Genomic DNA, 22404 nt, shown 5'->3' with positions numbered 1-22404 from the left:
TTAATTTTAATCCACTTCACTTGCGTCCTATTTGAATTGAAGATTTCTCAATTGAATACTACACAATTCTAGACATTATGATTGATATACCGATTAATATTATGAGCATTTCGTATAAGTGTGGTTTAATTAATTACAGCTATTTTCAAAGACGACATATTAGCGATTATTTATGCCTATTCTACATAATTGTTAGCACTTATAAATTATTTTTTTGCTCTAATAAATGATTTGATTAAATCCATATTCATCTGACTCTTGGTCCACCACTTCTGCTGCTTCAAGACCAGATATTATCTTTGCACTTAGACTAGATGTAACAAATTTATCACCTTTTTTAATTTTTTCAGCCTTATCTTTTGGGATTTTTTTAATTTTAAGAACTTTCTTCTTCCCATCTTACCCTCCCTGTAACAAAGCCTAGAATAGATTGATCAGTTTGCAATGTTACTTCCAAACGATTCGTTCTTTCATCTTTAGACATCTGGGTGCACCCCTTTTCGATTCCAATCGTGCCTTTTTTCCAAGACTTAACAGTATATTAATACTAATCTCGTATTTCTCAGCCAGTTCCTTGTACTTCATACCTTGCATGTAGTCTTCTCGAGCTAACTCGTGTTTTTACTTCACTTCATATCACCCAGCACCTTCTATACAACTAGGAAGAAATTCGGTTATTTTCCTCTTCGAATAACTTTCTTACAAAGAAAAAAGACCTTGTAAACTACAAAGTCTTTTTACTTATATATAAACCTACAACTTTTATATTAGTATTAGTTAAATTCCCCCACCAGGCTCTGTATTAGCTGGTACTCCTGTATTTCCATGTGATTCTAATTTCGGCGCAGGGAAATGTCCATGAGTATAAGTTGGCGCTCCTCCATGATCCCCATCAGCTTCTAACTTAGGCGCCGGAGTGTCTATTCCTTCTATAACGATTTCACAACAGGGCGCACATACTACTGGATTAATGGCATCGCAGCTTTTATTTTCCTTTTATTCTTTATCCTCAACATGCGCGATTTAAAAAACAAAAACTACAGAACCTCATCACAATAGGAGTTGACACATATGTGAGAAAGATTTAAAAACTATAAATATTCTTCAAAAGAATTAGAGTTCATGCTTTGGTTATTTGGTATTACTTGTTTTGTACACTCGGTTGCTTTCTTTTGCGGACTATTTTCTTCTGAATTTCTTTGGTTTAAAGGTGTTTGCGCTATTGGAGCACTACTAGCCTTTATGGATGTTAAGCGAAAAATTAATAAGTACAAGATAGCATTATGAAAAGGAGCCATTACAGGTTCCTTTTTTTTATTGAAAAATAAAAAAGCAGCTGTTAGGCTACTTAAAGTTTGTCTTATCACCAAATAAAATGATATATATATTCTCCTGTTACACTTTCATCAACTCCAGCAACCCTAGCAAATCTCATCACATCAGCACCCTGAAGGAAATACATTGTTAGCATAACTGGCACCCGTGACCACATAAACCGATAAAGTTCATTCACTCTTTGCTTAGTAGTAACAATTAAATCGTTCGCAGGTCCATTAATCCACGCAGAGGTTCTAACTGAAATAAACGGAAGATTTTTCCCATTCACCACTATTCTCGCCATAATATGTGTTATATCCACATCGATACCCTCATTCCAAGAATCAAATCTGTTTCCCATATTTACATAAGTATTCGATTCTATAAGAAATGTTTAAAATGCTTTTTTATTAAATAAAAAAGCAGCTGATTCGCTACTTTTATTCGCTTCAACCTTCAAAATCTTTATATTGCTTTGGATATTCATTTTTGAACACATTTTCATGCCATGCATCATCTGCGTCCGGCCTTGACTGCTTATTATTGTATTCATTCACATCACAATTTCCATTGAACCACTCAGGATTCCTATGAACGTAACGGTAAATAAACTTGATTTAGGGTATCTAGAAAATTAATGTTTTAATTAAGGTTGTTTTAAGGGAAATTATCTATTCAAATGCCCATTTTGTTCAGATTCACGTTTAATTTGTAATTGCTATATAACAAAGAAAAAAAACATGCGTTTCCATTCCATCAATGTCTACAAAAAATGACAATTGATTCATACGATACGAATTCCTCCGTTCAATCTATTTACCTATGAATGAATTATTTTTTTGAGTTCTAATATGCAATAATGCATATTTCGTACTTTCAATTTTTACACATGCAATAATTTATTTATAAAAATACAAAGTATTAGTAAGGATGATTTTTATGAACAAATTCCGAAAGAAGATTATTAAATCGTTACAAACATTTTGGGGAGGCTTAGCATTCGGTATATTAATTTTTGCTATCCTTTTAATTATGGATCTAACAGATACCCCTTTAAATACATTAAGCTTGAGAGACTGGATAGGTTCTGCAGTAGGCGCAGCCATTATATCTATAGGGATATTTACTTTAAGTAAATTGGATTTAAAATAAATTTCCCGTCAATACTGTATATGGGCTGTATACCATAACTCATTTGAAGTAGTTTTCTTTGTATCTCCTTGTATTGAGCAGTTAACTTTTGCTTGCTGCTCTTTTATTTACGAAAAAAGATGAGGTTCTTCATAATAATTCTTCTTTATTTCTCAATATAAAGAGCCTTGGATTTTCGTTAACAATCCTTTACTATATGAACAAAGAGTAATTAAAAGACTTACTCTTTGCTATTGAGGGAAGAGCCTGAGAGCCATATCAGGCTCTTCCTTGTTTATATACGCTGTAACCAAATAACGATTTTATTAAAATTTAATTCACGCCTTATTTTCAATTTTCATATACTTATACGGACTATAACAAATATGCAATATAGTTCTTGGTCAAAGAGCGCCATACGCTCTAACGGTACCCTTCTTTATTCAAATAATGATTTTGTTAAAAACTTACATAGATATACTTTTCGTTATATAATTAAATTATCAATATATTAGGAGTGTTAGTTATGACAGAAACAATTATGATTTTGTTATATATATGTTTCATAATGATTGCAGTTTTAAGCTTGATAAAAGAATTTCGAAAACCACAAAAAAACCAGTTCTTGATTTTAGTTGATTCTCTAATTTTGCTAGGAGCTTTATTCCTAGTAAGTAGTATTTTCATCTAAATTACATAACGAGAACTCCATTAAGGAGCAAAGCAGCCTAGCGCAAGCTGACTGCTTTTTTTATTAAATTAACTATTTTTTTGAATTTCTCAATTCACAAAGTACTAACTTTATAAAATGAGTTCATATATATTTATTGAATACATTTTAAATTCTTAAAGCATCAAATAATTTAGGAGTTGATAAATATGTCAAGTCAACCGCTAGTTATAACCCTTCCTCCTATTTCAAAAACCCAAATTACATTCTATTCTTCTTCCGGCCAAGTAATTAACCACACTTTTTTAACAAATGAAACTTTAGAACCTATCATAACGTTTGCATATTGTCCTGTAGACTTTGAAAGACTTGAAACTAAAAGAATGCCCGTCCTTATAAAATAATTTTTCATTCTCATTTACGAATAATCTTTTTTACTTTACACATACTATCTGCAAGTCAGCTTCCCAGAGCCACTCTCTTTCAAATCGGTGCTCTTTACTCCGTTTCGTTTGGTGCATGGCAGGTAACTTAGTCAATTATCTGCCTTTTTTACGTATAAGCATAAATTTTTTGTACAACAAGCAGTTAGCTAATTGCATTGTTGTGCTGAATGAATTTTTAATTTAGTTTTCTTTCCTGCATAATATTTCGATAGTTGTTTAAACTATAGTTGTAACTTTTTGTTACAACATATATCTGTATCCAGTGCAAAATGATTTTTTAACTTGTCACCATTTAATTAAACGAGCATATATATTATTAACATAGTTTTCTTTCACTAATAGGGTTTCCTTTTTAAGAGCACTTGTGTATAGTGCTCTGTTTTGTGCGAAAAACTTTTCTCAACAACTATCGTGTAGAATACCAACTCCATTTTTGGTAAAATATAGGAAATCCCTATTATGCTTAGTTTTTATAAAAGGACCCACCCCCTCAAATGTGGGTTCTTTTAAATTTTTTCTACAAAATAACGTTTTTGTTTAAAATAATGCTCCCACTAATTTGGACACATTTTCCACTATTTTTACCAAAAAATTCATGATATGGTTAATTAGTCGAGTACGTCATTGCTTGACACTTACCCTTAGAAGCCCCGTAGATAAGCGGGGTTTCTTTTATTCAAATCACTATTTTATTGAATTTTCCAACTCATATTCCGCATATCATGCGCTAGGATGCTCCTGTAGGATACTATACTTACAAAAGACAATACGAAATCCAAGTCCACTTCAACGCGCGTATTATGCAGTGATTGAACTACCCCCACTTTCACTTCGTTTAGAAGTGAGGGATTCCTAAGTAAAGAGTTCTATCGAACTCTAATTGATTAGGCTAACCCCGCAGTCCCTGCGGTTAGAAGTCTTATTGCTTCATTCTTTATATTGATACTTGCGTTAATATCCCTATCATGGTGTGTACGACAAGAAGGACAGTCCCATTTACGTAGGTTTAGATTTTTAACGTCTTTGTTTTGATATCCACAACAAGAGCATAATTGGCTGGAAGCAAATGTTTTCGATACGACAATGACTTGTTTGCCATACCATTTTGCTTTATATTCCAACATGGTTCGAAAATGTGACCAAGATACTTCACTAATTGCTTTTGCTAACTTACGATTTTTTAACATATTCGATACTTACAAATCCTCTATACCGATAACATCGTGGTTTTTGATGATTTCAGTTGAGATTTTGTCTAAGTAATCTTTTCTAGCATTTGATATGTATTCATGAATTCTAGCTACTTTTACTCGTTGTTTATTCCAACGAGAAGATCCTTTCATTCTTCTAGAAAGGACACGTTGTGCTTTCGCCAACTTATCTTCTGATGATCGGAAAAACTTCGGATTTTCATAGGGTTTTCCAGCTGACAAAATAGCGAAATCTTTTAGTCCTACATCTATTCCTATGTAAGAATGTGTTTTCGGAAGTTCTTGTACTTCTGTTTCAACTAATAGTGATACAAAATATCTACCAGAAGGGTTTCGTCTAACTGTAGCATTTACAATACGTCCTGTTATTTCACGACTTTTGGCAAATCGAACAAGACCTAGTTTTGGCAATTTTATTTTGTTTCCTACAACGGCAATGTTTTCATTTGTTTGTTTTGTGGTATAAGATTGTACGTTATTTTTCTTGGATTTGAAACGCGGGGCACTATTTTGTTTTTTGAAAAATCGTGTATACGCATCCGCAAGGTTGCGAACAGACGACTGAATCGCAATACTATCCACTTCCTTTAGCCAAACAAACTCTTTTTTCATGGCAGGAAGTTTGGAAGAGCATGTACCATAGGTCAAGCCTTTTCCTGTCTCTTTGTATGTGTGATCCCATAAGGATAGGAAATGATTAAATACAAAGCGGGAACAACCAATCGTTTTGTTGATTAGAGTTGCTTGTGCTTGATTTGGATAGATACGGAACTTATAGGCTTTATTGATCATCATTTCATTCACCTCCATTTTGGTATATAACTATTATAAACCAAACATATATTCGGCAGATAGTTAAAGTAACACTTTCTGTATGTCGAACAATTAAGATGGCTTCCTGCCATCCCTTGTTCGAAGCCAATTCATCATTCATCTCCCACCTACTCACTTCGCGTTCCTTGAGGAAGGAGTCTTCTTGGCTAAAATGATAAATATTAAAGAGCTAATTCTATACAAGGATTAGCTCTTTTCTTACGACCAATCGAATATCCATTATTTTTGTAAAATACCCCTATAACATCTGTTATACTGTATATTGAAATTTAGAATACTTAAGGGGGGGATTAGGATGGCAAAAGCAATTAATGAAAAAGAAGAAAAAAAGCGCAGAGGGTGCGGATGTTTTGGGTGCCTAGGTATTATTATTTTATTAATTATTTTAATTGGCTCGTGCGCTAAAGACTCGGATAACGATAAATCCGACAAAGCCGCTACTACTATTAAACAAGAAGAAACAAAGAAATCTGAGGAATCAAAGGAAGACGAGAAAAAACAACAAGATCTTCAGAAGCAACAAGAGGAACAAAAGAAACAAGAAGAACTTAAAAAACAAGAAGCTGAACAAAAAAAACAGCAGGAACTTCAGAAACAACGTGACGAGCAGCAAAAACAACAAGAATTGAAGAAACAACAAGAGCAACAAAAGAAACAAGAATCTGCTACTCAACCCAAAACAAATCAAGTAATAGAACAAAATGGTACTTGTACTATCAAAGGCAATAAAAATAGTAGGGGCGAGAAAATTTATCATATGCCTGGTCAACAGTTCTATGATAAAACGAAAGCTGAAGAGATGTTTTGTTCAGAAGCCGACGCAAAATCTGCCGGTTATAGGGCATCAAAAAAATAAATTAAAAAACCGGCTCCTTATGAGTCGGTTTTACTATTACTTCACACTCATATACTTCTCACTAGCAGTATATAAAATGTCTTCCTATTAGAATTATATGTTTGTATTTCTTTTTCATTTCCCATTGTCATCCTTTTTCATAATTTTTGTATGGTCAAACAATCCACTTGCTGACAATCCGATAATCATTCCTTGAAGTATATTCATTTTGATATCTTGAGACAAAAATAAAACACCTAGCACAATGCCAAGCGTCAAATTTAATATCGGGATATATTTCGTTTGCAATCCATTTGTTTTTGCAATTTGTGATAATCCTACAACAACCCCAATCATTGCCGTAATTTCAATCATTACATACCGCCACCTTTCAAGAAGAAAGTCAGAGCCGCTCCAATTATTCCACCAATAATAAGACGTAAGATCCATGTTGTATTAGCACTAATCTTATCTAATTGCTTATTAATATTAATAATGTCTTTTTCATTACCTGTTGTCCGCATTTCTAAACTTCTAATCTCTAATCGTATGTCTTTAATATCTTGCCTTATTTCGTGAACATCCCCTTTCACCTCTTGTAAACCATCCATATTTCCACCTCTTTCCCACTTCTTATTTGCTTTAAAATAAAAAATCCTACACTACAATATGCTTGGCTTTATGTTTCATTATTTAGTTCCTTTTTTATCTTTCTCATCTATATGTCCCTCGATAGAACCCCCAACATCAACTTCTGCAGGAACTTCTACTACTGGATCCCCTGCTTTAACAATGGAAACCGTAATTGGACTACCTCTAAATAGCTCTACGTTAACATTAAAATTACTAGCGGTAATAATCCCAGCATTCACTAAATTGTCTACAACATCATCAATTTCCATAAACTTATTATCATTACCTGGCATCATATCCTCATTCGGAGTTGGATTTTGAATGAATTGCATAACTAACTTCTCTAAGATAGGAATGATTTGATTGATAATTTGGCTCTGTAATTGATTGTCCTCTGGATGTTTATTTTGGATAGGATTTGTCATCTTGTTCTCTCCCCCTAAAAAACAAAAATAGAGCAGCTTATAGCTGCTCCGTTTTTGTTTTCTTTTCAGTTGTATTTTTGTTAATTCTTCAGTTTTTAATTTTACTTAGAGATCTTCTATTAATACGTTTAAAAATATCTTCTAATGTGTTTAATTTATTTGTGATTACACTATCTTTTTTATTGATTTTTCACTTGAACCATACACCATTGTCTAAGCTAGATATAAATTACTACTCCAAAATCTCCAATGATTTGCTCTTTGTTAACTTAAATACGTGCTTTTTAATGTCTTTATAAAGAATAGTTTCAATATCTATGCAGTCTTTAAACAAACTGATTACTGATCTACTCAATTCCTTCTTGAATCAAGGCATGAGAACAACTTAGTTCAGGACAACAGTACCATTTTTTATTCCCGGTCTTAGCCAGAACCCAAAACGAATAGCCACTCAAACGAGTAGACCTAAACCTTTTATCGAATATCTATAATGTCAAAGTGTTTCTCTGGTGCCCAACGATTCCCACCAATATCAATCCAGCCTTCTTTACGGAAGAATACCGTAAGAGGTTCTTTTGAGTTAATACTGCCTTTGTATGCGCCGTTAATTCCATCACAATAGCTTACTTCATATCCTTCTGGAAATTTTGATATTGCCTTAAAGGGTCTCCAATAATAATGCTCTGCTTTTACCCAACGGCCTCTACCTAGATCTAACCAAACATCATTATCTTCTCCCCAGTACGCATCCCAGTATAATACTTCTGCTGCTGTCGTAAAGTCCCCAAGATAGTTACCGTGTGGTCCATCGTAATAGTTAATACCATATCCTTCCCAATATATTGATTTTGCGAACCCAATCCCCTCTGGTTGCGGTGTACCAACAACGCCACCCTTACCTGTAAACCATTCAAGAGATTTTTCACTGTTTAAATAATTTAAATCTACATTACCAGTTACGCCTGCAAGACTACCTGTTTCTGTATACTGCCATAAATCACAACTATACGCTGGTTTATTTCCATAACGTGGAATCCAAAGGAAATCCGCATTCACAGTATTAAGTCCATAGCTTGTATACATGTGGTGTGATACATATAGACCTACTTTCCAACCTGCTGCACGGCATGTATCAATAAATGCCTGCGAAGCTTTTGCTAAGTTAGCCGCTCCACAACTTGCTAATGTGTCATCTTCTACATCTAATACTAAAAACTTTGCTTCTTTATCAGCGCGCGCCATAAAATCATTTGCTTCTACAATAGCATCCTGAATACTTACATAACATCCATAAGCATAGTGCCCAAATGGGACACCATAGTCTTTACAGCCTTGCACATACTCTTTATAACGTTTATCAATTGTCCTAGATCCATATTGTACACGTATAATAGCAAGGTCTAGCTCCTTACTAGCTGCAGCCCAATTTATTGAATTATTGTGATGAGATAAATCTGCAATTTTTTTCATTTCCATTCGCCTTCTTTCTCCTATAAAAATTTAAGAATAAAAAAACAACTCTTAACAGAGTTGTTTTTATCGAATATCTACAATGTCAAAGTGTTTCTCTGGTGTCCAACGATTCCCACCAATATCAATCCAGCCTTCTTTACGGAAGAATACTGTAAGAGGTTCTTTTGAATTAATACTGCCTTTGTACGCGCCGTCAATTCCATCACAATAGCTTACTTCATATCCTTCTGGAAATTTTGATATGGCTTTAAAAGGTCTCCAATAATAATGCTCTGCTTTTACCCAACGGCTTCTACCTAAATCTAACCAAACATCATTATCTTCTCCCCAGTACGCATCCCAGTATAATACTTCTGCTGCTGTCGTAAAGTCCGCAATATATTTACCGTGTGGTCCATCGTAGTAATTAATGCCGTATCCTTCCCAGTATATTGATCTTGCCATCCCAATCCCCTCTGGTTGCGGTGTACCAACAACACCACCTTTTCCCAAGTAGTCTAACGGATTCACAGCATTACTCTTATTCATATTCCAGCTGCCTTTATGCATTTCAAAATGTAAATGCTGACCATAGGCTTCTCCTGTTTCTCCCATAACCCCGATTGTTTGTCCTTGTGTAACATAATCACCTTGTTTAACTGTACGGGAGCCACTTCGCATATGAGCATATACGGTTTCCCATGTAACTCCATTAATATTATGGACAATCATAATACACTCGCCGTAACTAGTTGAAAAATAAGAACGACTAACTTGCCCGCCAGCTGCTGCATAAATTGGATGATAACCTGCTTGTGCAAGGTCTATCCCATGATGATCTGGTCTGTCACCCCTAAAACCACTTGTTACTCTCGTTGTATCTGTTGGATAAATAAATGTTGCCATATAAATCTTCCTTTCTATTTCTATATTGTCTATATTTATTATTTTTAAATATATTGTAGGTTTTCCAACCTCAAAATGAACAAAACAGAACATTTCCCTATTGTTATCTACTATTAAAATATCCATCTTGTAACCATAAGTTAAATGTCACTGAAATTAGCCAAAAATATCGAAAGCTATTATTCTATATAGCTAACTCTTCTTACCTAAAACACCGTTTAAAGATAAAAACAACTCTTAACAGAGTTGTTTTTATCGAATATCTACAATGTCAAAGTGTTTCTCTGGTGTCCAACGATTCCCACCAATATCAATCCAGCCTTCTTTACGGAAGAATACTGTAAGAGGTTCTTTTGAATTAATACTTCCTTTGTATGCTCCGTCAATTCCATCACAATAGCTTACTTCATATCCTTCTGGAAATTTTGATATGGCTTTAAAAGGTCTCCAATAATAATGCTCTGCTTTTACCCAACGGCTTCTACCTAAATCTAACCAAACATCATTATCTTCTCCCCAGTACGCATCCCAGTATAATACTTCTGCTGCTGTCGTAAAGTCCGCAATATAATTACCATGTGGTCCATCGTAGTAGTTAATGCCGTATCCTTCCCAGTATATTGATCTTGCCATCCCAATCCCCTCTGGTTGCGGAACACCGCCTGCATTAAAATCTACATATTGTTTTACAATTTCAGCGTAGAAAAAATTCCCGCCATTTTTATATCGATAACCGCCATTGTACGCCACTGCGATAGGATGACTATATCGAACCATTGTACCATTTGTATTACCAAGAGATGGTGCAACAACGGTTTTAGAATACAGGTCTGCCACAGATAATGAATGCTGTTTATTATTAGAAGCTAACCACCGAATGTACGCACGTCCAAAATTATACGATTGCACAATAGCACTTAAATCAGTAATACCGTTATTCTTTGCATCTGCAAAAGCTCCTTTTAGGTGCATTACTCCATAGTGAATGGATTCCTTCGGATTATTAATTGAATTCGCAGGTCTTCCTTGGGATTCACTTGATTGCATAATATCAGGTGTTTTTTCAGAATTCCCGTCACTTTCCACCATAATGATTCCAAGTACGTAAGGAATTAACTCAGTTACTCCTTGTGCAGAACATTCACTTTCTACCATTGGTTGCCAACGTAATACTTGTTGTGGTAGATTCTTTGTTGTAGCTGAAGCAGCTAATATACTCATTACTAAACATCTCCTTATTTTCCTATTATTTTTGTCTAAAATACTACTACTTTACTAAATATGACTATTAGCCAAATACCAATTAATCTATAAAATTACTTCATGTAGCTCACCTTCCTTCACAACAAAAAGAGCAACCATAAAATAGTTGCTCTTTCGTCGAAATCTTATATTACTACTATAAATCACTTTTTCAATACTTTCTGTACACTGCATGTAGCCTACAAAAAGGAAACATTAAAACCCCTCTAAAAACTTGACAATCTTTCTTATTTCAGCATGTTTTCGTCGGATATAGCCTGTACTATAATGCAAGTCAAACGCTATTTGTTCTAAAGTCATTCCATCAACATACTTCATTTTAAGTATTTGATGATCTAATCCAGTAAACTTATTAATTAAAATCTTTAAATCGAACATTTCATTCATCTTATGTCCTAATTCATATTCAATAGCTTCAACACGACCTTCTACCTTAGCACCTTCTGATTCAGTAGTTAATCGTACATGTTGCAAGTCACCACTAGTCCATCGCTTTAACTCTGCTTTTGATTTGTCTAAGTTAAATTCTATATACGTAATTTCTTCTTCTAGTTTCTGATAATCTTTCATCCAGTCAAGCATCTAATAATCCCCCTACTTTTCTTTAATTAAATTCTGTTTCTTATTAATATCACCAAAGGTAAAATAACCTTTATTATCCTTTTAATCGAATTCACGAATATTAATTATGATTTATATTTTCTTAATAAAGCTTTTAATCTCTCACGCTCTTCTTCAATAGTTAACTCATTATTTTGTATAGGCTGCTCTTCTGGAACTTCTTCTTTTTCACGTAGCCATTCTGGTACCAGTTCTTTTCGTTTGGTATATCCTGACCTAGATTGCTTCTTATTCTTACAAAGATCAAACTGTGCATCTAACACAACTACATCATTAATTGTTTTTACTTTTTGACTTTCCCAATTTTTAAGAATTCCACGTACATACCTCCACTTTGGTATATTCTCATCAATTGATCTCTTTACTGCTTCCAAAATTAGTTCACTACCTAATGCTTCGCAAAATTCACCCAGCTCTGCAATAGCTATTTCACTTAACAATATTCCATTCTTCAGAAAAAATTTATAACTTATTTTGAAATCTTCATTTATCAATATTTGTGGGAGTGATTTTTCCTTATTATCATGATGATGATCCTTATTTTGTGTATCAGTGTTTAGTTTTTTAGTACTTTTTAAATCAGTATTTAGTAGCTTGCGATTTTCCACCAGTAGATTCCCATCAACAGGATTTTCAGCAGGTAGGTTTTCCACTGGTGGAAAATCAACCACTGGGATTTCGTAAATAATTGTCTCCCATCTTACAATTTTATTTTTTTCATCTCTAATCGGAAATCTTTTAATGTATCCATACTCTTTTAATTCCTTCATTCCAGCTCTTAAGCTATTAATACCATCTTTTGCATGTTGAGATAATTCCTCTCTATAAAACACCCAATCATCTGGAAGTGTAAGTATGTATGCTAATATCCCCTTCGCCTTCCAAGAAAGCCTTTTATCTTTTAACCCTGTATTATTGATGACGGAATAATTATGATCCTTTTTAACTCGAAGAATTCCCATAATATCTACCTCTCCATTATTATTAAGAACAATTATCTACTTTCAAAGTTCGGTACTCACTACTATTCACTTTCTCATTACGAAATTTATTTTCCACCCTTTTCACACCTACACGAGGTTAAAAAGAACTTAAAGTTCGATTTATTATTAAAAAAATATCGTCTACACTCATATCAAAAAACTGTGCAATCTTTTTAGCAATTCTCATTGAAGGGATTCTTTCTTTTTGATCAATCATTCGAATATATCGTTCCGTAACCCCACAATAACCAGCAAGTTCTTTATATAACTTCTTTTCCGGTTCATACATTTTGTTACCCATTAATCCACCTCCGTAAGAACAATCAGTTCTAAATATAGATTAAAGAACTAATTGTTCATTGTCAATGCAAAAAGGAACTTTTTGTGCTAAAATAAATCCAAAGAGAACAATTAGTTCAATTAGAGAGGTGAACAATGTGATAGGAGTTAGAATAAAATCCTTACGAAAAAAAGAAAATTTAACACAAAAACAATTGGCTGAAAAAATTGGAGTATCCCAAAGAATGATAGGCTACTACGAATCAGAAGAAAGATTCCCTCCACATGATGTTCTAACTAAATTAGCGGATTGTTTTTCAGTTTCAGCTGACTATTTACTAGGACGAGCTGTTACGGACGAAACTAAGAAGCAATTAACGCCAAAAGATGAGAAAGACATAGCAAAAAGAATGGAAGAAATAAAAAAAGACCTTCAAGGAGAAGATGGCTTAATGTTCTCTGGTGAACCTATGAGTCAAGAAGCTGTAGAATCACTATTAGATGCAATGGAGTATATTGTAAAACAAACGAAAGTAATCAATAAAAAATACGTGCCTAAGAAATATCGTAAACCAGACGATAACTGATGCGAGCTTAGGAGGGAATACATTGAAATTCGTCATTAGAGATCTAGTCCAACAACTTAGCAACAAATACAACACGACAAACCCCTATGAGCTTGCAGATTACTTAAAAATACATGTACTAACATGGGATTTACATGAAGAAATAAATGGTTTTTATAAATATGAAAAAAGAAATCGTTTCATTGTTATTAATACTAATTTATCTCCATCTATGCAGAGAACTGTTTGTGCTCATGAATTAGGACATGCGGTTCTACATACTCATGCAAATACACCTTTTCTGCGTAAGAATACATTCTTTTCCGTTGATAAATTAGAGATAGAAGCAAACACGTTTGCTGCGCTTTTGTTAATTGACAAAAAGACCATTCAACCTGGTGATACAAAAGCATGTATAGCATACAAAAATAATATACCAGTTGAACTGTTGGAATTTTACAAGCCTTGCTAAAGCAATTAAGACATTTTAATTATTGGTTCAAACGCTGACGAGAAAAAGAGAATGCTCCATCGTTAAAGCAAAAGAAATGAAATGGTATTTATTGTTAAAAGAATCTATACAGTTAAATCGAATATAAAAATGCACCCCAATTGTTAATTATGTGTCTAACAATTGGGGTGCATTTCAATAACAGTCGGTCTTTTTCGAAAAATCTTTAACCTCTAATATTGTCCATACTTCCCTGTTCGAAAATCGAGACATTACTTAAATATTATTTTGCTTGTACAGAAACGTGTAATATAGAGTAATCTGGATTTAGAGTAACTACAGACTCTCCAGGGCTTATTGAATGTAGAGGACTTATAGCTATTTCTACGCTATGATTATCTTTTTCAAAACGATTGATATAATCCTTATTATTTTTTACAAAACTATCAATTTCTTTTTTAAATTCTGGATTTGGATTTACTAATTTATCAATTTCTTTATCAAGTGTGAAATTCGGATTTATCATATGCATCCAGTTTTTCGCTAGCTCAACAGTTGATTTGTCAACGACAAACACGAAATAGAAATTATCTGCATCCTTCCCAACAAACGAAAATGAACCATGAGAATCAATAATTCTTGGCAAATTAGGAGTATATAGATCAATTTCTGATGCTACGTATCTATATCTTAAATTCGCATTATATTTCTTATTTACTTCAGTAACAAGATTTTGACCTTGCTTAGAAATAGATTGCTCTCTTACAGGTGAAATTTCAATTGAATATCTATCAAAGAAAAAATCATCTGTCACTAACGCATTGGGAATACCTATTGGCGTTACTCCTGGTTTTGTCTCTGGTTTTGTCTCTGGTTTGTTCACACTTTTAATTCCATTGTATAGAAACTGTGCATATTGCTCACGTGTTACAACTCTTTTTGGCTCGAATAAGTTACTTCCTGTACCAGCAGCAATTTTACTCTCCTGCACTGCACTAATTGCCTTCGTAGCCCAATAATTCTTGTCAACATCTTTAAAAGTGGTGACAGTTGTTCCTTTTAAATCAAATGCTTGTGTTAGAACAGCTGCTAATTGTTCACGAGTTAAGACCTCATTTGGTCCAAACTTTCCATTACCATATCCACTCATAATCCCTGCTTTTGTGATTGCTAAGATTTCTTTTTCGAACATAGAACCTTTTATATCCGTAAATGGGTTTTGAAATTTAGCATCTACATCTACTGGTTTCAAGTATACATAAAGCAATCTAGCAACTTGACCACGTGTAATACTATCGCCGAAACCAAAAATGCCATTTCCATAACCAGCTACGATATTTTTCTCTTTTAGATCCATAATTGCTTTATATGACCAATGATCAGTAGGAACATCTTTAAATGTTGTATCTGCCTGTACATTTGTTAAAGTTGTTAAAGTTGTTGCTGCAAGTACTGCACCTGTTAAAATCATTTTTTTCATTTTCATGCTATTTCCCCTTCTTATCCTAATTATTTTTGCGAACTAAAATATACTTTATTTTCCAATATAAATATAATAACATAAATACATTATATTTATATATAATTATTTATTGTTATTAATGATAAAAATACTAATCCCCCAGAACGCTATAGACTCACTAAAAAACTCTTCTTGCCTATAGTAGAGTTTTTACTACGATTTCACTGTTACATTTCACTTAACACTCTCTTGATAAGTCCATCATTCCATTTACTACCAAAAATAGAGAATATCCAATATTAGTAGTTCTTTTTATCAATTGGGCATAAATTTCACTTTCTGATAATATTCTTTTAAATTCTTTTTCACTTTGTTTAATAATTAATGCAGCTGCTCTTGAAACATGTGGGGTTGCCATTGAAGTACCACTCAATTTAGCATATCCGCCATCTCTATCAGTTGACCAAATCTCTTCACCTGGTGCCACTAAATCTAAATGATTATTAGAATTACTTTTACACGCAATTTTTTATTTATATCTACTGAACCAACCTCTACTATTTCTTGATAGGCCCCTGGATAGCTCAGTTCATTTGTTTCTTCTCTACAGTCCCCATCATTTCCAGCCGAGCATACAACAAGTATGTTATTTTACTGCTAACTTTATCGCTTCATGTAAGCAATAGGCATCTTTTTTTCCACTTAGGGACATAGAAATGATTCTAACCTTCTCTCCCTTAGAGCCTCTCCAGTTTATTGCATTAATGATTCCAGCTGTAATCCATTCATTTGATGATTTTCCCTTTCCATCAAACACTTTTAAAATTAGTAATTTAGCTAATGGGGCTACCCCAATAACTCCCGTATTGTTCTCAGAATCCGCAATTATTCCAGCTACATGTGTACCATGCCCGTGGTTGTCTAAAAAATTATTGGGATCACTTTCATAATCCGTTGTAAAGTTGTATCCCCCAATAATACGATCTTTTAAATCAATATGTTCAGTAGCGCAACCTTTATCTAAAACCGCAATAACTATGTCCTTTCCTTTCTCACTTTTCTCCCATACTGAAGGAGCATGTATCAGTTTTACTCCACTAGGTATTTCAGCTACACTTGAAGTCATTTCTAATACTTTGAATGGAATTAAAGATATTGCATTTTGTCTATTCACAGATGAATTTCTATGACTCATTAACTTCACCCCATTAGATTTAAATAAAGACCATCGGATGCTATTGTTTGATTTGAATGTGATTAATATAAAATGCAGCATAAAACTTTATTTTTTACTTATCGAAAATATAACTTCATTTTCTCCTTATATACATCATGAAGAATATTAATTTTTTTCTTTAAAACCCATGAACAACAATCTATAGCCACTCATTTTATTCAAAGAAGTTTTTCAAAATCACGTTCTTTACATTATAAAAATCTAATATTCATTTTTTAGTCTAATACATTTTTTAAAATAAGATATTTATATTTCTCTAACCCTGAAACTTTTGAGGATTATCTAAGATTTAAACAATACTTACAAATGGTATTTACATCCAAAAATGTCGTTTAATTTCATATATATATTAAAAAATAATTAACTATGATAAATGTAAATTTACCAGTTAATGCTTGTATAAACGTATGAGTTCGTTCACAAGTTATATTTGAAATACTGCTTTCTAAGCAAAAATATAATTAAGGTGGTGAAATTATAAGAATGAGAGAACCTATTTTCCCTGGTGGTACTAATGATACTGAAAACGAATTACTTATTTCCGGCAGTTTTCATAATCAGTCTACACTTGTAAATTCTATACAATCACTAGTTAATCAAATAAGCGAAAATCAGTTCCAATCATATTTAACACATTTAGTTTCATATCCAACAAGGTTTTCTACTAGCTCTTTTTATGAAGAAGCCGCAACGTGGACTCGTGAGATATTAAATGAAATGGGATATACAACTAGTAGCGAAACAATATGTGTAAATAATGAAGATAGCCAAAATGTTATCGCAAATAAAATGGGTACAAATCGTGATGAAGAGAAACACTTAATTATTATTACTGCCCATCTCGATTCTGTTAACCATAGTGGAGGGCCTTCATCTAATGCCCCTGGAGCCGATGATAATGCCAGTGGTAGTGCAGGAGTTTTGGAAATCGCTCGTGTATTTAAAGACATTCCCGTACAACATGATCTGCGCTTTATCCTTTTTGGAGGAGAAGAACAAGGATTATTAGGTAGTAAACAATATGTTGAGAACCTAACTACTCCAGATAAAAATCGCATTCGAGCAGTTATTAATATGGACATGATAGGAAAATTAAACACTTCGACACCAGCAGTATTAATTGAAGGTTCACCTTTATCTGAAGAGCTCATTAATGGATTAAAAAATGCATCATCTTTATATACAGATATCGATGTTAAAGTATCTCTTAATCCATTTGATAGTGATCATGTATCTTTTCTTAATAAGGGAATACCTGCTGTTTTAACAATAGAGGGCGAAGACTCTTTGAATCCTAATGACCATACCGCTAACGATACTCTTGAGCATATCCATTATCCACTTGCTCTCGATATTTTACGAATGAATATATCTTATATTGCTTCTCAAGTTACAAACTTAGAATGAAAGAGGGAATTTTCATGAACAACTTTACTCATGAAGGAAGTTTCCATAACTCAACAGACAATTCTAAAGACCCGCCCCCTACCAGACGTAATTGTGGAACTATGAGTATGCATGAAAAATTATTAAAGGAATCTGAAGAATACAGAAAAGAACAAGAAAAAATTGAAAAAATGACTGAAGAATTTATCAAGAATAAAAAACAATAAACATTTTTACAATAGTTTTCGAATCAAACATTATTTGAAATATTGAATGAAACTTACAGGATATCAGCTAAAAGGAGAAATTAAAATGCCAAATCAAACTAACTCATCAGAAAGAACAAATACACCTACTTTGCGTAGATGTGCAACTATTGAGCTTCATCAAAAATTACTAGAAGAGTCTGAGCAATATAAAAATGCACGTGCAGAAATTGAACGTGTCACAAACGAATTTCTGAATAGTGCGCGTATAGAATCAGAAAGACCAGTTGTCAAAATCCCTGTAGTAGTCCATGTTGTATGGAATACTGAGGAACAAAACATCTCAGATGAACAAGTCCATAGTCAAATTGATGTTTTAAATCGTGATTTTCGAGCAACGAACCCTGATATAGCAAATGTACCTTCTGCATTTAAAGATTCTGTAAGTGATGCTAGAGTAGAGTTCTTTCTTGCTACAAAAGATCCTGACGGAAATCAAATAAATGGTATCACTCGTACCCATACAAATGAACAATCATTTTTAGCGGATGATAATTCTGTCAAATCACAAAGTACAGGTGGAGTAGATGCATGGCCAGCTGACAAATATTTAAATCTGTGGGTATGTCCAAATATTTTAGATGAAGAAGGTAACAGTGTCTTAGGATATGCACAATTTCCTGGTGGTCCATCTGAAACAGATGGTGTTGTAATAGCATACAAATTTTTTGGTACTATAGGTACTGCGACAGAACCCTACCATTTAGGACGTACAGCCACACATGAAATTGGACATTGGTTCAACTTACGCCATATTTGGGGTGACGATGAACGTTTACCTGACGTTTGTAGTGGTTCAGATAGAGTTGATGATACGCCTAATCAAGGGGTGCCAAACTTCGGAAGTTCACATAAAGCTACACAACATAATCCCAAGATTACATTCCCTCACACTTCATGTAATGACGTGCCTCATGGTGATATGTATATGAACTATATGGATTATGTTGATGATGATACTATGGTAATGTTTACAAAAGGTCAAGTAGATCGTATAGATGCATGTCTTGCCGGACCACGTTCATCCTTTCTTACAAATTAATACGGTAACATATTTTTAAAACGATGTTGGTTAGGATTAAGTAATAAGTATATACATGCAATAAGCACCCTACAAATCATAATAAATTAAATCTCGTTAAAACAAAAAGAGATGTCCTAGTACCATATCTAGGGCATCCCTTCATTTTTACTCAGCTTAAAATTAACTTGTCTAAATTTCAAGATTCTATTCATCTCTAACAATTGTTAGAGATATCTTCTACCTAAAACATCGTATTATTATTAGCTGCCTCATTTGGAATCTCTTGAATTACATCCCAGTGTTCGACAATCTTTCCATCCTTTATACGAAAAATATCCACTATAGCAACTCCCTTATCTTGAGAATTAGTACGAGAATGTACATGAAGGGCAACTGTATCTCCTTCATCTACTACACGTTTAATCTCTGCAGAGGAATTTGGATTTTTTACAAAGTCCTCCTTAAAGAAATCCATGAAGGCTTTTCGTCCATCAGCAACAAAAGGATTATGTTGCTTATAATCTTCACTTACATATTTAGGGATAATATCGATATTATGTTTGTTAAAAACTTCATTATAGAAATCAACTACCATCTTTTTATTTTTTTCTTTTTCTGTCACATTATCTTTCGATACTGTTGCAACATTCTCGCTCTTTGTTGAATGACCTTTGGTATTACCAGTTGAAGCTTGAAATATCAAAGTCGACACAATTCCTAAAATAAACACAGAAATAATTATTACTATTAAATTTTTCTCTAATTTCATATAAACCTACCTCTTCTAATTTTATCATTTTAGCCAACAATACTCCTTCCTCAAGGAACGCGAAGTGAGTAGGTGGGAGATAAATTGGCTTCGAACAAGAGATGGCAGGAAACCATCTTAATTGTTCGACATACATAAAGTGTTACTTCACTATTCACCGAATATACGTTTGGTATATAATAGTCATATACCGAAATGGAGGTGAATCAAATGATAATTAATAAAGCCTATAAGTTTCGTATCTATCCAAATCAAGCACAAGCAATTCTAATTAACAAAACGATAGGTTGTTCTCGCTTTGTATTCAATCATTTCCTATCCCTATGGGATCACGCATACAAAGAAACTGGAAAAGGTTTAACATATGGTACATGCTCTGCCAAACTTCCTGCCATGAAGAAAGAGTTTGTTTGGCTCAAAGAAGTGGATAGTATTGCGATTCAGTCGTCTGTTCGCAACCTTGCGGATGCTTATACACGATTTTTCAAAAAACAAAATAGTGCCCCGCGTTTTAAATCCAAGAAGAATAACGTACAATCTTATATCACAAAACAAACAAATGAAAACATTGCTGTTGTAGGAAACAGGATAAAGTTGCCGAAACTAGGTCTTGTTCGATTTGCCAAAAGTCGTGAAATAACGGGACGTATTGTAAATGCTACAGTTAGTCGAAACCCTTCTGGTAGATATTTTGTGTCACTATTAGTTGAAACAGAAGTACAAGAACTTCCGAAAACACATTCTTACATTGGGATAGATGTAGGACTCAAAGATTTCGCTATTTTGTCAGATGGGAAATCCTATGAAAATCCGAAGTTTTTCCAATCATTAGAAGATAAGTTGGCGAAAGCACAGCGTGTTCTTTCTAGAAGAATGAAAGGATCTTCTCGTTGGAATAAACAACGGGTAAAAGTAGCTAGAATTCATGAATACATATCAAATGCTAGAAAAGATTACTTAGACAAAATCTCAACTGAAATCATCAAAAGCCACGATGTTATCGGTATAGAGGATTTGCAAGTATCGAATATGTTAAAAAATCGTAAGTTAGCAAAAGCAATTAGTGAAGTATCTTGGTCACAGTTTCGAACCATGTTGGAATATAAAGCAAAATGGTATGGCAAACAAGTCATTGTCGTATCGAAAACATTTGCTTCCAGCCAATTATGTTCCTGTTGTAGATATCAAAACAAAGACGTTAAAAATCTAAACCTACGTAAATGGGACTGTCCTTCTTGTCGTACACACCATGATAGGGATATTAACGCAAGTATCAATATAAAGAATGAAGCAATAAGGCTTCTAACCGCAAGGACTGCGGGGTTAGCCTAATCAATTAGAGTTCGATAGAACTCTTTACTTAGGAATCTCCCACTTCTAAACGAAGTGAAAGTGGGGGTAGTTCAATCATAGCATTAACCCCAAGGCATTTCTTTTGTTACAACTTTTGCACTTAATTCTAATACACCTTTATTAGCATAGCCTGGATATGCTGTTTCAAGTTTTGCTACAAAATCTTTTGAAGTTTTACTTTCCTCAGAAGCTTGAATTGCAGTTCTTAAATAAGCCATAGTTGCAGTAATCGCATGATTATCTAAGGATTTTTCAATTGATCCATGGCTCGGTACAATTACGTCAGCATTTAAAGCCTGCAACACTTTCAAGTTCTCAATCCATGCCTCCATTGCTGCTTTTGAACTAGTATCTGCTAAGAATAGATGGATTTCGTTAAATACATCTATTCCCCCAATTAATAATTTTAGTTCTCTGTTAAATAAGCTAGTTCTGTAATCGTCTAAGCCTACTAGTTCAAATGTTAGTCCCTGAAAATCAATGGATTTTTCCTTAAAGACTTGAGGTAATACCACATTACTTGGTGCATTTTCTCCAAGCGCATCTTTCCAAACTTTCAATTTCCCTAATACAGAATGAACAATATGTTCAACCGTAGACTCTGTAGCATACGCTATGGCATCTGGGTAAGCAGCTTTAATACTTTCTAACCCAAAATAGTAATCAGGATCCCCATGGATAATAAAGATTTTATCTAGAGATAAGTTATTGTTTTTCAAATAACCCACAATTTCTTTCGAATCAGATTGAGTAAATTTTGAGTTTATTAAAAATGCATGTCCTGCTTTCTCAACCAAAGTTGCAGTGACCATAAAACTGTTTTCGTCTGAACTAAACACCGTCAATTTTACATCTTTTTGATTTATATCGATTGTTTTAAACAT

At 33.6% G+C, this 22404-nt stretch carries 21 protein-coding genes and 4 pseudogenes; 9 read left to right on the top strand and 16 right to left on the bottom strand.

The features are described from left to right. Positions 1 to 488: 488 nt before the first annotated feature. Positions 489 to 594: pseudogene (locus NHG49_RS31935) on the bottom strand (terminase gpP N-terminus-related DNA-binding protein); the annotation flags it as partial. Positions 595 to 1363: 769 nt separating this feature from the next. Next, positions 1364 to 1678 (bottom strand): hypothetical protein, encoded by a 315-nt coding sequence (locus tag NHG49_RS27985; protein ID WP_222661671.1) that lies wholly within the window; start codon positions 1676 to 1678, stop codon positions 1364 to 1366. A gap of 578 nt (positions 1679 to 2256) precedes the next feature. On the opposite strand from NHG49_RS27985, the gene NHG49_RS27980 reads away from it, so the two are divergent. Together NHG49_RS27980 and NHG49_RS27975 are read left to right on the top strand one after the other, a co-directional pair. Further along, positions 2257 to 2469, top strand: coding sequence for a hypothetical protein (locus NHG49_RS27980; RefSeq protein ID WP_098538146.1), 213 nt, complete (start codon positions 2257 to 2259; stop codon positions 2467 to 2469). An 858-nt stretch (positions 2470 to 3327) separates the two neighbouring features. Then, positions 3328 to 3522 carry a hypothetical protein gene (locus NHG49_RS27975; RefSeq protein ID WP_222661670.1) on the top strand — a complete coding sequence of 65 codons (195 nt, stop codon included), beginning with the start codon at positions 3328 to 3330 and terminating at the stop codon, positions 3520 to 3522. A 926-nt stretch (positions 3523 to 4448) separates the two neighbouring features. Here NHG49_RS27975 and tnpB (NHG49_RS27970) read toward each other — a convergent pair. After that, a pseudogene (gene tnpB, locus NHG49_RS27970) lies at positions 4449 to 5570 on the bottom strand (IS200/IS605 family element RNA-guided endonuclease TnpB). A gap of 334 nt (positions 5571 to 5904) precedes the next feature. Here tnpB (NHG49_RS27970) and NHG49_RS27965 point away from each other — a divergent pair. Next, a complete protein-coding gene (locus NHG49_RS27965) occupies positions 5905 to 6465 on the top strand; it encodes a sunset domain-containing protein (protein ID WP_258126935.1) in 561 nt (186 codons plus the stop codon). Between the two features lie 114 nt (positions 6466 to 6579). On the opposite strand, the gene NHG49_RS27960 is transcribed toward NHG49_RS27965, so the two are convergent. The 9 genes and pseudogenes from NHG49_RS27960 to NHG49_RS27920 form a co-directional block, all read right to left on the bottom strand. Beyond that, positions 6580 to 6819 (bottom strand): hypothetical protein, encoded by a 240-nt coding sequence (locus tag NHG49_RS27960; protein ID WP_064475120.1) that lies wholly within the window; start codon positions 6817 to 6819, stop codon positions 6580 to 6582. After that, entirely contained in the window at positions 6819 to 7055 is a 237-nt protein-coding gene (locus tag NHG49_RS27955) for a hemolysin XhlA family protein (protein WP_016089870.1), read from the bottom strand. Before NHG49_RS27955 ends, NHG49_RS27960 begins: the two co-directional genes overlap by 1 nt. A 78-nt stretch (positions 7056 to 7133) precedes the next feature. Further along, a complete protein-coding gene (locus NHG49_RS27950; protein ID WP_097818966.1) occupies positions 7134 to 7502 on the bottom strand; it encodes a hypothetical protein in 369 nt (122 codons plus the stop codon). Positions 7503 to 7976: 474 nt separating this feature from the next. Continuing rightward, entirely contained in the window at positions 7977 to 8972 is a 996-nt protein-coding gene (locus NHG49_RS27945) for a GH25 family lysozyme (RefSeq protein ID WP_222661736.1), read from the bottom strand. Between the two features lie 66 nt (positions 8973 to 9038). Continuing rightward, positions 9039 to 9860 (bottom strand): M23 family metallopeptidase, encoded by an 822-nt coding sequence (locus NHG49_RS27940; protein ID WP_046955425.1) that lies wholly within the window; start codon positions 9858 to 9860, stop codon positions 9039 to 9041. 252 nt (positions 9861 to 10112) lie between these two features. Further along, positions 10113 to 11081 (bottom strand): lysozyme family protein, encoded by a 969-nt coding sequence (locus NHG49_RS27935; RefSeq protein ID WP_258126933.1) that lies wholly within the window; start codon positions 11079 to 11081, stop codon positions 10113 to 10115. A 237-nt stretch (positions 11082 to 11318) separates the two neighbouring features. Continuing rightward, complete coding sequence (locus NHG49_RS27930; protein ID WP_097864234.1) at positions 11319 to 11705, bottom strand: hypothetical protein; 387 nt, start codon at positions 11703 to 11705, stop codon at positions 11319 to 11321. A 104-nt stretch (positions 11706 to 11809) separates the two neighbouring features. After that, complete coding sequence (locus NHG49_RS27925) at positions 11810 to 12706, bottom strand: DnaD domain-containing protein (protein WP_222661373.1); 897 nt, start codon at positions 12704 to 12706, stop codon at positions 11810 to 11812. An 86-nt stretch (positions 12707 to 12792) separates the two neighbouring features. Continuing rightward, positions 12793 to 13028 (bottom strand): annotated as a pseudogene (locus tag NHG49_RS27920) (helix-turn-helix transcriptional regulator). 136 nt (positions 13029 to 13164) lie between these two features. On the opposite strand from NHG49_RS27920, the gene NHG49_RS27915 reads away from it, so the two are divergent. Next, positions 13165 to 13593 carry a helix-turn-helix domain-containing protein gene (locus NHG49_RS27915; RefSeq protein ID WP_048543952.1) on the top strand — a complete coding sequence of 143 codons (429 nt, stop codon included), beginning with the start codon at positions 13165 to 13167 and terminating at the stop codon, positions 13591 to 13593. A gap of 22 nt (positions 13594 to 13615) precedes the next feature. Further along, positions 13616 to 14044, top strand: a complete 429-nt coding sequence (locus tag NHG49_RS27910) for an ImmA/IrrE family metallo-endopeptidase (protein ID WP_222661375.1) — start codon at positions 13616 to 13618, stop codon at positions 14042 to 14044. 262 nt (positions 14045 to 14306) lie between these two features. Here NHG49_RS27910 and NHG49_RS27905 read toward each other — a convergent pair whose 3' ends face one another. Next, complete coding sequence (locus NHG49_RS27905) at positions 14307 to 15509, bottom strand: S-layer homology domain-containing protein (protein ID WP_258126932.1); 1203 nt, start codon at positions 15507 to 15509, stop codon at positions 14307 to 14309. Between the two features lie 214 nt (positions 15510 to 15723). Beyond that, positions 15724 to 16680 (bottom strand): annotated as a pseudogene (locus tag NHG49_RS27900) (S8 family peptidase). 525 nt (positions 16681 to 17205) lie between these two features. On the opposite strand from NHG49_RS27900, the gene NHG49_RS27895 reads away from it, so the two are divergent. The 3 genes from NHG49_RS27895 to NHG49_RS27885 all read left to right on the top strand — a co-directional run bounded on the left by NHG49_RS27895 (position 17206) and on the right by NHG49_RS27885 (position 19416). Further along, positions 17206 to 18129 (top strand): M28 family metallopeptidase, encoded by a 924-nt coding sequence (locus NHG49_RS27895; RefSeq protein WP_258126931.1) that lies wholly within the window; start codon positions 17206 to 17208, stop codon positions 18127 to 18129. Positions 18130 to 18143: 14 nt separating this feature from the next. After that, positions 18144 to 18335 carry a hypothetical protein gene (locus NHG49_RS27890; RefSeq protein WP_064475110.1) on the top strand — a complete coding sequence of 64 codons (192 nt, stop codon included), beginning with the start codon at positions 18144 to 18146 and terminating at the stop codon, positions 18333 to 18335. A gap of 85 nt (positions 18336 to 18420) precedes the next feature. Continuing rightward, positions 18421 to 19416, top strand: coding sequence for a zinc metalloprotease (locus NHG49_RS27885; RefSeq protein ID WP_064475109.1), 996 nt, complete (start codon positions 18421 to 18423; stop codon positions 19414 to 19416). 223 nt (positions 19417 to 19639) lie between these two features. On the opposite strand, the gene NHG49_RS27880 is transcribed toward NHG49_RS27885, so the two are convergent. Further along, positions 19640 to 20167, bottom strand: coding sequence for a nuclear transport factor 2 family protein (locus tag NHG49_RS27880; protein ID WP_222661382.1), 528 nt, complete (start codon positions 20165 to 20167; stop codon positions 19640 to 19642). A gap of 210 nt (positions 20168 to 20377) precedes the next feature. Here NHG49_RS27880 and tnpB (NHG49_RS27875) point away from each other — a divergent pair, with 210 nt between their 5' ends. Further along, positions 20378 to 21499, top strand: coding sequence for an IS200/IS605 family element RNA-guided endonuclease TnpB (gene tnpB, locus NHG49_RS27875; protein WP_258126930.1), 1122 nt, complete (start codon positions 20378 to 20380; stop codon positions 21497 to 21499). A gap of 83 nt (positions 21500 to 21582) precedes the next feature. Here the strand turns inward: tnpB (NHG49_RS27875) and NHG49_RS27870 are convergent, their stop codons facing one another. Beyond that, positions 21583 to 22404 carry an MBL fold metallo-hydrolase gene (locus NHG49_RS27870; RefSeq protein ID WP_064474271.1) on the bottom strand — a complete coding sequence of 274 codons (822 nt, stop codon included), beginning with the start codon at positions 22402 to 22404 and terminating at the stop codon, positions 21583 to 21585.

It is taken from the genome of Bacillus sp. IBL03825 (assembly GCF_024712505.1).
GTDB lineage: Bacteria > Bacillota > Bacilli > Bacillales > Bacillaceae_G > Bacillus_A > Bacillus_A wiedmannii.
This window is presented reverse-complemented; position numbering and strand designations above follow the sequence as displayed.

Excerpts from the sequence above, each read along its gene's own strand:
- NHG49_RS27985 (WP_222661671.1), bottom strand. The coding sequence starts at position 1,678 with ATGGGAAACAGATTTGATTCTTGGAATGAGGGTATCGATGTGGATATA.
- NHG49_RS27980 (WP_098538146.1), top strand. The coding sequence starts at position 2,257 with ATGAACAAATTCCGAAAGAAGATTATTAAATCGTTACAAACATTTTGG.
- NHG49_RS27975 (WP_222661670.1), top strand. The coding sequence starts at position 3,328 with ATGTCAAGTCAACCGCTAGTTATAACCCTTCCTCCTATTTCAAAAACC.
- NHG49_RS27965 (WP_258126935.1), top strand. The coding sequence starts at position 5,905 with ATGGCAAAAGCAATTAATGAAAAAGAAGAAAAAAAGCGCAGAGGGTGC.
- NHG49_RS27960 (WP_064475120.1), bottom strand. The coding sequence starts at position 6,819 with ATGATTGAAATTACGGCAATGATTGGGGTTGTTGTAGGATTATCACAA.
- NHG49_RS27955 (WP_016089870.1), bottom strand. The coding sequence starts at position 7,055 with ATGGATGGTTTACAAGAGGTGAAAGGGGATGTTCACGAAATAAGGCAA.
- NHG49_RS27950 (WP_097818966.1), bottom strand. The coding sequence starts at position 7,502 with ATGACAAATCCTATCCAAAATAAACATCCAGAGGACAATCAATTACAG.
- NHG49_RS27945 (WP_222661736.1), bottom strand. The coding sequence starts at position 8,972 with ATGAAAAAAATTGCAGATTTATCTCATCACAATAATTCAATAAATTGG.
- NHG49_RS27940 (WP_046955425.1), bottom strand. The coding sequence starts at position 9,860 with ATGGCAACATTTATTTATCCAACAGATACAACGAGAGTAACAAGTGGT.
- NHG49_RS27935 (WP_258126933.1), bottom strand. The coding sequence starts at position 11,081 with ATGAGTATATTAGCTGCTTCAGCTACAACAAAGAATCTACCACAACAA.
- NHG49_RS27930 (WP_097864234.1), bottom strand. The coding sequence starts at position 11,705 with ATGCTTGACTGGATGAAAGATTATCAGAAACTAGAAGAAGAAATTACG.
- NHG49_RS27925 (WP_222661373.1), bottom strand. The coding sequence starts at position 12,706 with ATGGGAATTCTTCGAGTTAAAAAGGATCATAATTATTCCGTCATCAAT.
- NHG49_RS27905 (WP_258126932.1), bottom strand. The coding sequence starts at position 15,509 with ATGAAAATGAAAAAAATGATTTTAACAGGTGCAGTACTTGCAGCAACA.
- NHG49_RS27895 (WP_258126931.1), top strand. The coding sequence starts at position 17,206 with ATGAGAGAACCTATTTTCCCTGGTGGTACTAATGATACTGAAAACGAA.
- NHG49_RS27890 (WP_064475110.1), top strand. The coding sequence starts at position 18,144 with ATGAACAACTTTACTCATGAAGGAAGTTTCCATAACTCAACAGACAAT.
- NHG49_RS27885 (WP_064475109.1), top strand. The coding sequence starts at position 18,421 with ATGCCAAATCAAACTAACTCATCAGAAAGAACAAATACACCTACTTTG.
- NHG49_RS27880 (WP_222661382.1), bottom strand. The coding sequence starts at position 20,167 with ATGAAATTAGAGAAAAATTTAATAGTAATAATTATTTCTGTGTTTATT.
- tnpB (WP_258126930.1), top strand. The coding sequence starts at position 20,378 with ATGATAATTAATAAAGCCTATAAGTTTCGTATCTATCCAAATCAAGCA.
- NHG49_RS27870 (WP_064474271.1), bottom strand. The coding sequence starts at position 22,404 with ATGTTTAAAACAATCGATATAAATCAAAAAGATGTAAAATTGACGGTG.